This window comes from Ruegeria sp. S263 (assembly GCF_056780525.1).
Genome location: NZ_CM165558.1, coordinates 775,634 through 790,085 on the forward strand (window position 1 = coordinate 775,634; position 14,452 = coordinate 790,085).

Consider the following 14,452-nt stretch of genomic DNA (forward strand, 5'->3'; position numbering starts at 1 on the left):
TTGTGCGGGTATAGATCACGGAAGGTGATTGATCCGCCCAACAGACCACCCGTCGCCGTGATGGGTCAGCTCTGTGACTGACAGGTTGTCGATCTTGTGGCTAAACGCCTCTCGAGCGGTGACATCCAATGCGCGTTGTACCTGGGTTAGAATGACCCCGAAATGCGCAACAACGACCAGGTCTTGCCCGGTGTGCTGTGTGATCAACGCGTCAACAACGGTATCCACGCGCGCCCGGACCTCATTCCAGCTTTCACCTTCGGGCGGGCGCACGTCGCCTGGGTTGTCCCAGTAGGCAAAGGCCAGCTCGGGGTCGTCGGCCTCGATATCTTTGAATCCGCGCAACTCCCACGTGCCGAAATTGATTTCCCGCAGGTCGGGGTGATGGGGCAAGCGCGCGCGCGCGCCTTGTATGGCCGATGCCGTATCGACCGCGCGGGACAGGTCCGAGGAAATCACCAGTGACTCGGGCGGTAAATGGTCATGCAGTCGCGCCACAGCGGCCGTATCGCTGAGGTCAGCAGGCAAGTCGGACCAACCGACCATGGTTTTGGCATGAGTCGGGCCATGGCGGACAAGATGCAGGCGAGTCATGGTAGCTGTCCTTTCAGAACCAGCGGCAGACCGACCTGAACCTGAACTACCAGTTCTGCCTGAGCCGCCAGCGCAATATTCAACCGCCCCTGCGCCTCGCGAAAGCGGCGGGACAGGGCGTTTTCGGGTACGATGCCCTGACCCAATTCGTTGGAAACAATAACGACCGGGGCCTTGCAGTCTGCGAGGGCCTTCAACAGCGTGGTCTGGGCTTGCACCAGGTCGTTTTCGGCCAGCATATGGTTGGTCAGCCACATGGTCGCGCAGTCGATCAGGCACACATCGTTCGGTGTCAGAGCTGATAAGGCTGGTTCAAGGTCCAGCGGTGCCTCGATCGTTGACCAATCCGGGCCGCGTTGCGCGATATGGCGATCAATCTTTAGGCGCATCTCATCATCAAACACTTGTGATGTGGCAAGGTAAGTGCGGTTTTTACCTGATGAAACAACAAGTTGTTCGGCAAAGCCAGATTTGCCTGAGGCCGCGCCCCCTATCACAAAGGTTAAATCCGGATACACTATTCTTACCTTCCGTGTGATCCACCCGGTTTTGTTCTGCGTATCGACCATCAGTCGGCAAAGCAAGGCCGTGCTGCGCCTGTGAAAAGGGGAGATTTCCATGGCACTGGACAATTCAAACGATTTTTCAATGTCGCGACAGGCAATGAAGGCGGAATTGCTGGACGCGGAAACTGAATTGAAACTTGCGTATGCATGGCGCGACCAACGTGACGAGCAAGCTCTGCATCGGTTGATCACGGCCTATATGCGGCTGGCGATTTCGATGGCGGCCAAGTTTAAACGATACGGTGCGCCCATGAATGACCTGATCCAGGAGGCGGGGCTTGGTCTTATGAAGGCCGCCGACAAGTTCGACCCGGATCGCGGCGTGCGCTTTTCCACCTATGCAGTATGGTGGATCAAGGCCAGCATTCAGGACTATGTGATGCGGAACTGGTCGATGGTTCGGACGGGCTCGACCTCCTCACAAAAATCGCTGTTCTTCAATATGCGCCGTGTCCAGGCACGGCTGGAGCGGGAAGCCGCGACAGAAGGAATGCAATTGGATCGTCACCAGTTGCATCAGATGATTGCCGCCGAGATTGGCGTGCCGCTGCGCGACGTCGAGATGATGGAGGGGCGGTTGTCCGGTTCCGATTTCTCGTTGAACGCCGTGCAGTCTGCCGATGAAGACGGGCGCGAGTGGATTGATGCGTTGGAGGACGAGCGCGAACAGGCTGCTGAGACAGTCGAAAACACTCACGACACCGAACAGTTGCGGGAATGGCTTGTGACCGCGATGAAGGCGCTCAACGAGCGTGAGCGGTTCATTGTTCGTGAGCGCAAGCTGCGCGAACCTGCGCGGACGCTTGAAAGTCTGGGGCAGGAGCTTGGCCTGTCCAAGGAACGCGTGCGCCAGTTGGAAGCGGCGGCATTCGTGAAAATGCGCAAGAACCTTGAAGCGCAATCCCGCGAGGTGCAACACTTCATCGCATGAAACAGATTGCGATTCTGCTGTGTGCATTGATGGTTACGGTCAGTCAGGGCCGTGCTGATCAACATATTCCAGACGACGTTGCGGCCGCGATGCGGTCGGCGGACGTGGTTATTCTGGGTGAAATCCATGACAATCCCCAACACCACATGGTGCAGACCGAAGCATTGAAGATCGTGTGGCCCTCGGCCGTGGTATGGGAAATGGTGACCGAGGAGGGGGCGCAGCGACTTGCCCAGAAAGCGGCCTCCAACCCCGAGGAATTGTCGCGAATATTGCGGTGGGCCGAGTCCGGCTGGCCACCATTGAGCATGTATTACCCCGTTTTTCAGGCAACAGATGCGCCGGTCTATGGCGCGATGGTTCCACGCGCCGCTGCCCGCGCCGCGATGGAGCGGGGGGCCGCGACCGCATTGGGCGCGGATGCGGCGCGATATGGTCTGACGATCCCCTTGTCGACCGCCGAGCAGATGGCGCGCGAGGCCGATCAGCTTGCCGCGCATTGCGATGCCATTCCCGAAAGCGCATTGCCGCAAATGGTTGCCATTCAGCGGCTACGCGATGCCGTTCTTACACGGTCGATTCTGCGTGCAACGGATGAAACGGGTGGCCCGGTTGCTGTGATCACGGGAAATGGCCATGCGCGCAAGGATTGGGGAGTCCCGACCTTTTTGTCTCGCTTGCGCCCGGGGTTGAAAGTATTCGTTCTGGGACAGTCCGAGGACGGCAGCATCGAAGGTGAATTCGACGCGGTGATTGACAGCCCTTCGGTCGAACGGGAAGACCCCTGCCTTGCATTTGAGACCCAGAATTAACCGCTGGAACTGTTCGGCGGCCTTGCCTAATGTCGGGGCCGACCGGAATGGGAAGGGCACAACATGCTGGCATCGAAACGCATTCTGCTGATCATCGGCGGAGGGATCGCGGCCTATAAATCGTTGGATCTGATCCGACGGTTGAAGGAACGCGGCGCGTCTGTAACGCCTGTTCTGACGCGTGCGGCTGAAGAATTCGTGACACCCCTGTCTGTTTCCGCGCTTGCCGGGGAAAAGGTGTATCGCGATCTGTTTGATCTGACGGATGAGGCTGAGATGGGGCATATCCAATTGTCCCGGTCGGCGAACCTGATTGTTGTTGCGCCAGCCACGGCGGATTTGATGGGGAAAATGGCGGGCGGGCTGGCCAATGATCTGGCCTCGACCCTGTTGATGGCGACCGACACGCCGGTTTTGTGCGCCCCGGCCATGAACGTGCGCATGTGGGATCATCCCGCGACACAGCGCAATCTGCAGACGTTGAAATCTGATGGGGTCGGTTTTGTCGGTCCGAATGAAGGCGACATGGCGTGTGGGGAATATGGCCCCGGTCGCATGTCCGAGCCTTTGGAAATCGTTGCCGCGATCGAGGCCCAGCTTGGTGATGGCCCGCTTTTGGGGAAACGCATTCTTGTAACTTCTGGCCCAACGCATGAGCCGATTGATCCGGTTCGGTATATTGCCAACCGGTCTTCGGGTGCGCAGGGCGCTGCGGTGGCGCGTGCGCTGGCTGCTTTGGGTGCAGAGGTGATCTTTGTGACCGGACCCGCCGATGTGCCAGCCCCGGACGGGGTGCAGGTTGTGCCTGTGGAGACTGCCCAGCAGATGTCTGACGCTGTGGACGCCGCGCTGCCCGTGGACGCCGGAGTTTTTGCTGCTGCTGTGGCGGACTGGCGCGTGGCCAGCGCCTCGGACCGGAAGCTGAAGAAAACCCGTGACGGTCTTCCTGCACTGGAGTTTGCCGAGAACCCGGACATTCTGAAAAGGGTCGCGCAGATGAACGACGGACGCCCCCCGTTGGTTGTTGGTTTTGCCGCCGAAACGGACAACGTGGTTGAACACGCGACGGCCAAACGCAAACGCAAGGGGTGTGATTGGATCGTTGCCAATGACGTCAGCCCGGCGACGGGGATCATGGGGGGCTCGGAAAATGCGGTCGTCCTGATCTCGGATCAGGGTTCGGAAGAATGGCCCCGTATGGGCAAGGACGCCGTGGCCAAGCGGCTGGCCGACAAAATCGCGGATGCCTTGAACGGCTAGGCAAAAGGAACTCAGATGGTTGCAATTCGTGTGATCCGCGAGGACGGAGCGGACCCCTCGGTGCCCTTGCCCTCTTATGAAACCGCCGGTGCGGCCGGTGCGGATGTTCGGGCTAATATGCCGGACGGTGCGTCAGTCACCTTGCAGCCCGGCGAACGGGCGCTAATTCCAACCGGGTTGCGGATCGAAATCCCTCAGGGTTTCGAAGTGCAGGTGCGCCCGCGGTCCGGGCTTGCGCTGAAACATGGCATTACGCTCCCAAACACGCCGGGCACGATCGACAGCGACTATCGCGGTCCGTTGGGGGTGATCGTTCTCAATGCCGGACAGGAGGCGTTCGAGATCACGCATGGGGAACGCATCGCCCAACTGATCGTGGCCCCCGTTGTGCAGGCCACTTTTGAGGCCGCCGATACACTCAGCGACACCGCGCGCGGGGCTGGCGGTTTCGGGTCAACCGGGCGCGGCTGATGCTGTTGGTCCTCATTCTGGCCGCTGGGTTGTGGGGTATCGGCTATCTTGCCGGAGTGTCCCGTACGGCGCGTCTGGCTTCGGTCGCGGTGTTGCTGTTGGGCGTAATAACAGCCCAATTGGTGCTGCCCGACGGCCACCCCCTGCGTGCGGCAACTGGCGGGTCCGCTGCCATGTGGCTTATACTGGGTGGTTTCGCGGTTCTGGTTCTGGTTTATGGAAGGGTGCTGAAAGCGTTACGCAACCGCGCGACGCCCGCCACGCAGGAGCCCGCCATGCCATCCGACCAATTCTCTGAAACCGAACTGGAACGTTATGCCCGCCATATCGTGTTGCGGGAACTGGGTGGCCCGGGTCAGAAAAAGATGAAACAGGCCCGCGTGCTGGTGATTGGTGCCGGTGGTCTGGGCGCGCCCGCGCTGCAATATCTGGCTGCTGCCGGGGTAGGGACCATCGGCGTGATCGACGATGATGAGGTCGAAAATGCCAACCTGCAACGGCAAGTGATCCACCGGGATGCGGATATCGGGATGCCCAAGGTGTTCTCGGCCCAGCAGGCCATGAAAGCGCAGAACCCCAACGTGACCGTGCTTCCCTATCACCGCCGCCTGACTGACGAGATCGCAGCAGACCTGTTCGCTGATTTTGATCTGATCCTCGACGGAACGGATAATTTCGACACCCGCTATCTGGCCAACCGCACCGCCGTTGCGTTGGGAAAACCGCTGATCTCGGGCGCGTTGTCGCAATGGGAAGGACAACTGAGTGTCTTTGACCCTGCCCACGGCGCGCCTTGCTATCAGTGCATTTTCCCCGAGGCCCCGGCCCCCGGTCTGGCCCCTTCTTGTGCTGAGGCAGGCGTGATCGGCCCTCTGCCCGGCGTTGTGGGCTCGATGATGGCGGTCGAGGCGATCAAGGTGATCACCGGGGCTGGGCAGGCGCTGCGCGGCGAGATGCTGATCTATGACGCGCTTTATGGGGAAAGCCGCAAGATCACTCTGTCACGCCGCGCCGATTGTCCGATTTGCGGTAAGTGAGCGCGCGCGCTGGATCATCCTGCCCTGCGCTCCTAGGTTGCGATCAAAGGAGAGTTTCATGACCGACCCGATCCTGTCCGACTGGACCACACCGTTTGAAATCGCACCGTTTGACACGATTGCCGACAGCGATTTTTCCCCCGCGCTGGACACCGCCCTAAAGGTCCACAACGCGCAGATCGATGCCATCGCGGACAACCCCGACGCGCCCACCTTCGCCAACACGGTCGAAGCGCTTGAGGCCGCAGGTGAGCAGTTGGACAAGGTCCTGTCGGTGTTCTTCACCGTGGCCGGGGCCGATAGCAACCCGATGCGTGAAGAGTTGCAGCGAGACTTCTCGCCCAAACTGGCGGCGCATTTCTCGGGCATTTCGTCGAACAAGGCGCTGTTTCAGCGGTTGGCCGACCTGTGGGCGCGGAAGGACGATCTGAGCCTGACGGACGAACAGTCTCGGGTGCTGATGCTGACCCATCGCGGGTTCGTGCGCGCGGGTGCGGCGCTGACTGGGGATGCAGACGCGCGGATGCAGGCGATCAAGGCGCGGCTGGCCTCGCTGGGTACATCCTTTACCCAGAACCTGCTGGCGGATGAGCGTGAGTGGTTCATGCCTCTGTCCGAGGATGATCTGGAAGGTCTGCCCGATTTCGTCGTGGATACGGCCCGCGCCGCCGGGCAGGAAAAGGGCGCAGACGGCCCGGTTGTGACCCTGTCGCGCTCAATCATCGTGCCGTTCCTGCAATTCTCGCCCCGCCGCGATCTGCGCGAGGTGGCGTATAAGGCGTGGACCGCGCGTGGCGCGAACGGGGGCGAGACGGACAATCGCGAGATCGCCGCCGAAATCCTCGCTCTGCGCGAAGAACGCGCCAAGTTGCTGGGCTATGCCAATTTCGCCGCCTACAAGTTGGAAACCGAGATGGCCCGCACACCAGACAAGGTGCGTGATCTGTTGATGCAGGTCTGGGAACCGGCTAAGGCCCGAGCCGATGCGGATGCCGCAATCTTGACGCAGATGATGCAGGCAGATGGTGTCAATGGCCCTCTGGCCGCGTGGGACTGGCGCTACTATGCCGAGAAACGTCGCAAGGCCGAGCATGATCTGGATGAGGCCGCGTTGAAGCCTTACCTGCAATTGGACCGGATGATCGAGGCCGCTTTTGCCTGCGCCAACCGTCTGTTCGGGTTGGAATTCGCGCCGCTGGATGTGCCTTTGTACCACCCCGATTGCCGCGCGTGGGAGGTCACGCGCAACGGCCAGCATGTCGCGGTGTTCATCGGGGATTACTTCGCGCGCGCGTCCAAGCGATCCGGCGCGTGGTGCAGCGCGATGCGGTCTCAGGCCAAATTCCCCACGGTGCAGGCTCCGGTCGTGATCAATGTCTGCAACTTCGCCAAAGGCGATCCGGCGTTGCTGTCCTATGATGATGCGCGGACACTGTTTCATGAATTCGGTCATGCGCTGCACCAGATGCTGTCGGATGTGACCTATGAAAGTATCTCGGGTACATCTGTGGCGCGCGATTTCGTGGAACTGCCCAGCCAGCTTTATGAACACTGGCTGGAAGTCCCCGAGGTTCTGGCCGAGTTTGCCACCCATGCTAATACCGGCGCGCCGATGCCGCAGGACATGCTGGACAAGGTGCTGAAGGCCGCCAATTTCGATCAGGGGTTTCAGACGGTCGAATATGTCGCCTCGGCGCTGGTCGATCTGGAATTCCACGACGGCGCGGCCCCCGCCGATCCGATCGCGACACAGGCGCAGGTGCTAGAGGGTCTGGGGATGCCCCCGGCCATCGGGATGCGCCACGCCACCCCGCATTTCGCCCATGTGTTTGCGGGCGATGGCTATAGCGCGGGCTATTACAGCTATATGTGGTCCGAGGTCATGGATGCCGACGCCTTCGCCGCCTTCGAAGAAGCCGGAGGAGCCTTCGATCCCGACCGCGCCAAGGCGCTGGAGGAAAATATCCTGTCCACCGGTGGCTCGCGCGAGGCCGAAGACCTGTATCTGGCCTTCCGGGGCCGGTTGCCGGGGGTAGAGGCGTTGTTGAAAGGCCGTGGCCTGATCTCGGCCTGATCAGTATCCCAGATTGCGGTTCACGACGTGCAGCAGGGGTTGCCCGGCTTCACCTCGGACGATGTTGTCGCAAATGACCTGCGCGGCCGTGGCAGGGCGGGTTTCCGATGCGATGTGGGGCGTGACCGTCACTTTGGGGTGCGCCCAATAGGGATGATCGCCGGGCAGGGGTTCCACCCGAAATACATCCAGCGTCGCGTGCCCGATCTGGCCGGAGTTCAGGGCTGACAACATCGCGTCATCGTCAATCAATGGCCCCCGGCCGGGATTGATAACGCATGCGCCTTTCGGCAGCAGGGCCAGCGTTTCGGCGTTCAGTGTATTTGCGGTCACAGGCGTATCCGGCAAGAGCAGCACGACAATTTCAGCTTGTGACAGGGCGGTACGCAGCCCCGCGTCACCATGCAGACACCTTACCCCCGGAATATCCTTGGCGGTGCGGCTCCAGCCCGTGACTTCGAAACCAAGCGTGGCCAGGGCGCGCGCGGCGGCATCACCCAATGCTCCAAGACCCAGGATGCAAACCCGTCGCTCAGGCGCCAATGGCGGGGCGTCCGGTGCCCATACGCCATCCTGAACAGAAATGTGCTGATCCATCCCAAGGTGATAGCGCAGAACATGCCCCACCACCCATTCTGTCATGCCCTGCGTCAGGCCGTGATCTACCATCCGCGCCAGAGGAACGGTCAGGGTTTCGTTGCCCGCGATCTTTTCGACCCCGGCCCAAAGGCTCAGCACGGCCTTCAGGCGTGTATATGGCGCGAAGTCCAGAAGCCCGCCATCTGGGGCGTAGACGATATAGTCCACCTGATCCGGCTCGATGTTAGTTGACAGACGGAAGTTCAATCCGGCTTCGGTCAGGTACTTTGACAACAGCGGCTGATATACCGGCCAAAGCTCGGGGCGGGCGGAAAACAGGACGTTCACGGACATTGGGGGCCTTTCCGATCACCGGGGACGGTGGATATGGGCGCTTTGGACAATGCCAAAGGCTGCCATCAGAACCAGCATAGCCGATCCGCCATAGCTGACCATTGGCAGGGGCACACCCACGACCGGGGCAAGGCCCATGACCATCGACATGTTCACGGCAAAAAACAGGAAGAAGTTCAACGCAATCCCGAGTGTCACCAGCGAAGAAAACCTGTCCTTCGTCGACAGCGCCGTGACCATGCAGAAGATCAGGATCAGTCCGTACAGGGTCAGCAGTGTGATGCCACCAACAAAACCGAACTCTTCGGCCAGCGTGGTAAAGATGAAGTCGGTGTGTTTTTCAGGCAGAAAGTTCAGCCGCGATTGTGTGCCCTGCATGAATCCGCGCCCGTTCCACCCCCCAGACCCCAGTGCGATTTTCGACTGCGTGATATGGTACCCCGCACCCAGCGGATCGGTAGACGGGTCGAGAAACGTGTCGATGCGGCGGAATTGATAGTCTTTCAGAAGCTGCCATTCTGTTCCACGGCTGTTGAACACGGTGGCAATCAGGCCGACACCCGCAGCGATCACTGCAGCGAAATAGGCCCAGTGGACACCCGCAAGAAACATCAATCCACCCCCGGCCGCGAGCAGCAGGATCGAGGTGCCAAGATCCGGTTGGCGTAGCACCATGAACGTGGGAATTAAGATCAGGATGACGGGAATGATGACCCAGATCGGACGCGATGTTTTGTGCGATGGCAACCAGTCATAATACGATGCCAGCAGCATCACCAACGTCACTTTCATGACTTCGGATGGTTGCAGCCGCATGAACCCAAGATCAATCCAACGCTGTGCGCCCATTCCGACAGTGCCGAACAGCTCCACGAATACCAGCAAAGCGATCGAGCCCAGATAAGCCACCACTGACATGTTGCGCCAGAACCAGATCGGCACAAGCGCCACGATGAACATGACCGCTAGGCCAAGGCCGAACCGCTCCATCTGAGGTTCCGCCCAGGGGGTCCAAGACCCTCCGGCCACCGAATACAGCATCAGGAACCCGGCGCTGGCCGTGCTGATCAGCAACAGGGTGAGGGGCCAGTTCATAAACAGAAACTTGCGAAACCCTGACGGAGTGGATTTGACGGCGTATTCAAGATAGCTCATGCGCGGTCCTTTTCGGACGGACGCGCTTTGGGGCGGCGATCGCCCTCAAGCCGTTTTTGCTGTTCCTTGATGCGGTCGCGGTCGGCGACCGGGTAGGCTTCCAGTGGCGGTGTGCCGTTGTAAAGGGCCTGCAGCATGATATCCCGCGCAACCGGCGCCGCCGCCTTGGAGCCCCCGCCGCCGTGTTCCACGACAACAGCGACGGCATATTTTGGGTTGTCATACGGCGCAAAGCTGACGAACAGCGCGTGGTCACGGCGTTCCCATGGCAAGTCTTCGTTGCGGATAACACCAGCAGCCCGCTCAGCCTTGGTGATGTTGCGCACCTGACTGGTTCCGGTTTTGCCCGCCATGCGGAACTCATCAGCGATAATCCGGCTGCGATAGGCCGTTCCACGCCGGTCGTTCGAGACCGAGAACATCGCCTTGCGCACCTGTTCAAGGTTGTTTGGGTTCACCGCCAAAGGTTCACCCGCGCCCGAGGGTTCTTCGACACCGTTCACTGACCGTACCAAACGCGGCGAGACAGCACGCCCTGTGGCGATCCGCGCCGTCATGACCGCTAGCTGCAATGGTGACGCCAGCATGAACCCCTGACCGATCGAGGCATTCGCCGTGTCGCCCACTAGCCAATCCTGACCGTGCACGCGCTGTTTCCATTCCTGGTTCGGTGCAAGCCCTGCGGCAACGGCGGACATCGGTATGTCGTGTTTCACGCCCAGTCCGAAGATGCGCGCCATGTCCGAGATCCGGTCGATACCGGTTCGCAAAGCCACGTCATAGTAGTAAACATCGCAACTGCGTTTGAGCGATGTTTCCAGATCGACGGTGCCATGGCCGCCGCGCTTCCAGCAGTGGAACCTGCGGCTGCCGACTTTCAGGTGGCCGGGACAATACACGGTGTTGGATGGGCCGATTACCCCGGCCTCAAGCGCGGCCATTGCGGTGATCATCTTGAAAGTCGAGCCGGGCGGGTAAGTGCCCTGCACCGTCTTGTTGGCCAGCGGGCGGTAGTTGTCCTGAGTCAGCGTCCGATAATCCGCGACAGAAATGCCGCGCACGAACAGGTTTGGGTCGAAACTGGGGGCAGAGCTGATGGCGCGTATGTCCCCGGTTTCGCAATCAATTACAACGGCTGCGGCACTTTCCCCTGCCAAACGTGCCTGTACGTATTGCTGCAGGTCTGCGTCCACGGATAGCTGAAGATCGGCACCGGCCTCACCCACTTGCCTGTCCAATTCGCGCATCACGCGGCCTGTGGCGTTGACCTCGACCCGTTTGGCGCCTGCTTTGCCGCGCAAGGTGCCTTCCTGTTTGGCTTCCAGACCGACCTTGCCGATTTGGAAACGGGGAATACGAAGAACCGGCTCGGGATCCTCGATCTGGCTGAGGTCGTAGTCGCTGACCGGGCCGACATACCCAACGACATGCGCAAAGTCTTCGTATCTTGGGTATTGGCGGGTCATGCCAACTTCGGGGGTGACACCGGGCAGGGCAGGGGCGTTGACCGCGACCTTTGAAATATCTTCCCACGTCACCTGATCCGCCAGCGTTACCGGAAGGAACGGGGCGGACCGGCGCATCTCAGTCTTGGCGCGTTCGATTTCGTCATCGGTCAATGGGATCAGATCGGACAGCTTGGAGATAACAGCATCGACATCGCCCGCATCCTCTCGGACCATCACGATCCGATAGGATGGCGAGTTCTGTCCTATAATTTGTCCGTTACGGTCGTAGATCCGTCCGCGTGTTGGGGGGATAAGTCGGATATTGATGCGGTTCTCTTCCGCCAGCAGGCGGTACTCGTCCGCCTGATCCACCTGCATGAACCGCATTCGGGCCGCCAACCCGCCGATGAAGGCCGCCTGCAAGCCGCCCAATACCACCGCGCGGCGCGGCAGGCGTTTATAGGCAAGCCCCTGCGATTTGGTCTTGCGCTGTTTCATGACCGAAGCCCCGCTGCAGCAGAATCCACCGCCGAGGCGCGTCGAACGCCGAATCCGCTTTGGCTGAGCAGAACGATCACCGGATAAACTGCAATTGTCAGAACCACTTGTATCACCATCGGCCCCAATGCCGCTTGTTGCACGGTTAGAATAGCAAGAATTATGCGGTTCAGTACAAAAACAGCCGTGATCGCGACGGCTGCGGTTGTCCATTCGGCAAAAAATCCGGCATCGCGCATACCGGGCGCGGCCCCGCGCAAATAGGCTGACCCCAGAACAACAAGCGCAGCCAGCAATCCCGGAGGACGTTGCAACAACAGGTCCGCCAGCAGCATCACGATCGCGATCAAAGGGATTGGAACGTATTCAGGCCGCCGTAAGACCCAAGCGAAGGTCAAGGCCATCAGCAGGTCGGGAAACGGCAAGCGCCCCGGTTGTGTGTCCAGCGGCAAAAGGTGCAGAAACATGATCAGAAAGGCCAGAAACAGGTACAGCGCCCGCTTGGTCCAAAGCTGCGAGACCTGCCTATCCATCGCCAGCCTCTGCAGGTGCTTTGGCGGCTTCGGGTCGTCTTGGCCCGACGATATCGCCGGAATCCTCAATCGGAGGCGCAGAATGGAACCGTAGGACCCGCAGAAACTCGAGCCTTTCGAAATCAGCGGACAAACGGACCCGCAGGCGCCCACCGGGGTCAGCCGTGATCTGGCCTATCAACAAACCACCCGGGAAAACGCCGCCATCGCCCGATGTGACAACCCGGTCACCGGGACGTACCAGTTCGCGGTTTTCAAGAAACTCGACCGCCGGAGAAGGCGTGTTATCCCCCGCGATCAGTGCGGTCTGGCCAGAAGGTTGAATTGTTGCGGGTATCGCGCTGGAGGCATCGGTCATCAGGATCACCCGCGCCGTGTCCGGGCCAACGCCCGAGATGCGCCCCACCACGCCGATCCCATCCATCGTGGCCCAGCCGTCCATAATCCCGTCACGCTCGCCCACATTCAGCAAGACCGACTGACGGAAGGGCGAGCCGCTATCCGCCATTACGACGCCCGTGATATAGGTCAGGCGCGGATCAAGCCGCACATTGTTGAGGTCAAGAAGGCGGGCGTTTTCCTGTTCAAGCTGAAGGGCCGCTTCTTTCCACGCGCGCATCAGGCGCAGTTCGCTGCGCAATTCCTGATTTTGCTCGCTCAGGCGCTGATAGCTTTGAAAATCACGTACAAGGTTTACGACGGCCGTGACCGGAACCATGGCCCAATCCATCGAGGGTACGACGGTGTCTACGACCTGTGCGCGGAACCGCTCCACCCGCGGGCTGTCAATGCGCCAGACCAGAAAGATGCCCAGCAGACACAGAACCACGATCCCCAGCAGCAGGCGGCGTAAGGGGGTTGTGTATTCGTCGCGCTGTGATCGGTCCTTTGCCACAGGTTACCTTCCCGTGCTGCTCTTGCCCGAGTTTTCACCCCAAAAGGGTGCGCGCCTTAGCTTTCGTAGTCAATCGCGTGGCGCAGTTGTTTTTCATATTCCAGCGCCTTGCCGGTGCCCAAAGCCACACAGTTCAGGCTTTCATCGGCAATCGACACGGCCAAACCGGTCTGTTCGCGCAGCGCAAGGTCCAGATCGCCCAGTAGCGCGCCGCCGCCGGTCAGCATGACACCCCGGTCCACGATATCCGCGGCCAGATCGGGCGGCGTGGTTTCCAGCGCGGTCATCACCGCCTCGCAAATCTGCTGGACGGGTTCTGACAGCGCTTCGGCAACCTGCGCCTGACTGATCTCGATTTCTTTCGGCACGCCGTTCAACAAGTCGCGGCCCCGGATATGCATCGACTGGCCGCGGCCATCGTCGGGCATGCGGGCGGTGCCGATGGTGGTCTTGATCCGCTCAGCGGTGGATTCACCGACCAACAGGTTCTGCTGGCGGCGCAGGTACGAGATGATCGCCTCATCCATGCGGTCGCCACCCACGCGGACCGATCGCGCGTAGACGATGTCGCCCAGCGACAGGACCGCAACCTCTGTAGTACCGCCGCCGATGTCGACGACCATGTTGCCGGTTGGATCAGTGATCGGCATCCCGGCACCAATGGCGGCTGCAATCGGTTCGGCAATCAGGCCTGCGCGGCGCGCGCCTGCGGACAGAACCGACTGTCGGATCGCGCGTTTTTCAACGGGTGTCGCACCATGGGGCACGCAGACAATGATCTTGGGCTTAGAGAAGGTCGAGCGTTTGTGCACTTTGCGGATGAAGTGCTTGATCATCTCTTCGGCGGTGTCGAAATCCGCGATGACACCTTCGCGCATCGGGCGGATCGCTTCGATGGACCCCGGTGTCCGGCCTAGCATCAGCTTGGCGTCCTCACCCACGGCCAGAACCTTTTTGACACCGTCCTTGACGTGATAGGCAACCACTGAGGGTTCCGACAGGATCACACCGCGCCCTTTGACATAAACCAGCGTGTTCGCTGTCCCAAGGTCAATGGCCATGTCCGCTGTGAACAAGCCGCCCAGATTGCCAAAGATTCCCATGTGTTCACTGATCCCGTTCGTCAGAATTTCTACTGCCCGCGACTCGACGGTTCCGGGACGGATGTCTTATAGGGTGCCATCTCGCCCGGTAAAAGGGCTGATTCCGCGTCAATCAGCACCTTTCCGCCTTATTGAGAGGGAC

At 60.3% G+C, this 14,452-nt stretch carries 14 protein-coding genes; 6 read left to right on the plus strand and 8 right to left on the minus strand.

Going from position 1 to position 14,452, the window contains the following annotated elements; all coding sequences use genetic code 11:
- Nucleotides 1-15: 15 nt before the first annotated feature.
- Nucleotides 16-594, minus strand: coding sequence for a histidine phosphatase family protein (locus tag ACT2B1_RS03870; protein ID WP_171239859.1), 579 nt, complete (start codon nucleotides 592-594; stop codon nucleotides 16-18).
- Nucleotides 591-1,112: a bifunctional adenosylcobinamide kinase/adenosylcobinamide-phosphate guanylyltransferase gene (gene cobU / locus ACT2B1_RS03875; RefSeq protein ID WP_371808220.1), complete on the minus strand. Its 522-nt coding sequence runs from the start codon at nucleotides 1,110-1,112 to the stop codon at nucleotides 591-593. Before cobU ends, ACT2B1_RS03870 begins: the two co-directional genes overlap by 4 nt.
- Before the next feature lie 100 nt (nucleotides 1,113-1,212).
- Here cobU and ACT2B1_RS03880 point away from each other — a divergent pair, with 100 nt between their 5' ends.
- The 6 genes from ACT2B1_RS03880 (at nucleotide 1,213) to ACT2B1_RS03905 (ending at nucleotide 7,745) form a co-directional block, all read left to right on the plus strand.
- A complete protein-coding gene (locus ACT2B1_RS03880; protein ID WP_171211795.1) occupies nucleotides 1,213-2,091 on the plus strand; it encodes an RNA polymerase factor sigma-32 in 879 nt (292 codons plus the stop codon).
- Nucleotides 2,088-2,903, plus strand: coding sequence for a ChaN family lipoprotein (locus tag ACT2B1_RS03885; RefSeq protein WP_171239858.1), 816 nt, complete (start codon nucleotides 2,088-2,090; stop codon nucleotides 2,901-2,903). The genes ACT2B1_RS03880 and ACT2B1_RS03885 overlap by 4 nt, the downstream gene beginning before the upstream one ends.
- A gap of 63 nt (nucleotides 2,904-2,966) precedes the next feature.
- Complete coding sequence (gene coaBC, locus ACT2B1_RS03890) at nucleotides 2,967-4,163, plus strand: bifunctional phosphopantothenoylcysteine decarboxylase/phosphopantothenate--cysteine ligase CoaBC (RefSeq protein ID WP_171239857.1); 1,197 nt, start codon at nucleotides 2,967-2,969, stop codon at nucleotides 4,161-4,163.
- 15 nt (nucleotides 4,164-4,178) lie between these two features.
- Entirely contained in the window at nucleotides 4,179-4,634 is a 456-nt protein-coding gene (dut, locus tag ACT2B1_RS03895; protein ID WP_171122488.1) for a dUTP diphosphatase, read from the plus strand.
- Nucleotides 4,634-5,671, plus strand: coding sequence for a HesA/MoeB/ThiF family protein (locus tag ACT2B1_RS03900; RefSeq protein WP_171124511.1), 1,038 nt, complete (start codon nucleotides 4,634-4,636; stop codon nucleotides 5,669-5,671). The genes dut and ACT2B1_RS03900 overlap by 1 nt, the downstream gene beginning before the upstream one ends.
- A 58-nt stretch (nucleotides 5,672-5,729) precedes the next feature.
- Entirely contained in the window at nucleotides 5,730-7,745 is a 2,016-nt protein-coding gene (locus ACT2B1_RS03905; RefSeq protein ID WP_481668593.1) for a M3 family metallopeptidase, read from the plus strand.
- Here ACT2B1_RS03905 and ACT2B1_RS03910 read toward each other — a convergent pair whose 3' ends face one another.
- The 6 genes from ACT2B1_RS03910 to ACT2B1_RS03935 are packed head-to-tail and all read right to left on the minus strand — an operon-like array spanning nucleotide 7,746 to nucleotide 14,310.
- Nucleotides 7,746-8,678 carry a 2-hydroxyacid dehydrogenase gene (locus ACT2B1_RS03910; RefSeq protein WP_171239855.1) on the minus strand — a complete coding sequence of 311 codons (933 nt, stop codon included), beginning with the start codon at nucleotides 8,676-8,678 and terminating at the stop codon, nucleotides 7,746-7,748.
- A 15-nt stretch (nucleotides 8,679-8,693) separates the two neighbouring features.
- Nucleotides 8,694-9,833 (minus strand): rod shape-determining protein RodA, encoded by a 1,140-nt coding sequence (gene rodA / locus ACT2B1_RS03915; RefSeq protein ID WP_171122480.1) that lies wholly within the window; start codon nucleotides 9,831-9,833, stop codon nucleotides 8,694-8,696.
- Nucleotides 9,830-11,779 carry a penicillin-binding protein 2 gene (gene mrdA / locus ACT2B1_RS03920; protein WP_481668594.1) on the minus strand — a complete coding sequence of 650 codons (1,950 nt, stop codon included), beginning with the start codon at nucleotides 11,777-11,779 and terminating at the stop codon, nucleotides 9,830-9,832. Before mrdA ends, rodA begins: the two co-directional genes overlap by 4 nt.
- A complete protein-coding gene (locus ACT2B1_RS03925; protein WP_171239853.1) occupies nucleotides 11,776-12,312 on the minus strand; it encodes a rod shape-determining protein MreD in 537 nt (178 codons plus the stop codon). The genes mrdA and ACT2B1_RS03925 overlap by 4 nt, the downstream gene beginning before the upstream one ends.
- Complete coding sequence (gene mreC, locus ACT2B1_RS03930) at nucleotides 12,305-13,207, minus strand: rod shape-determining protein MreC (protein WP_171122474.1); 903 nt, start codon at nucleotides 13,205-13,207, stop codon at nucleotides 12,305-12,307. The genes ACT2B1_RS03925 and mreC overlap by 8 nt, the downstream gene beginning before the upstream one ends.
- A 56-nt stretch (nucleotides 13,208-13,263) precedes the next feature.
- Nucleotides 13,264-14,310: a rod shape-determining protein gene (locus tag ACT2B1_RS03935; RefSeq protein WP_039523195.1), complete on the minus strand. Its 1,047-nt coding sequence runs from the start codon at nucleotides 14,308-14,310 to the stop codon at nucleotides 13,264-13,266.
- Nucleotides 14,311-14,452: the final 142 nt, after the last annotated feature.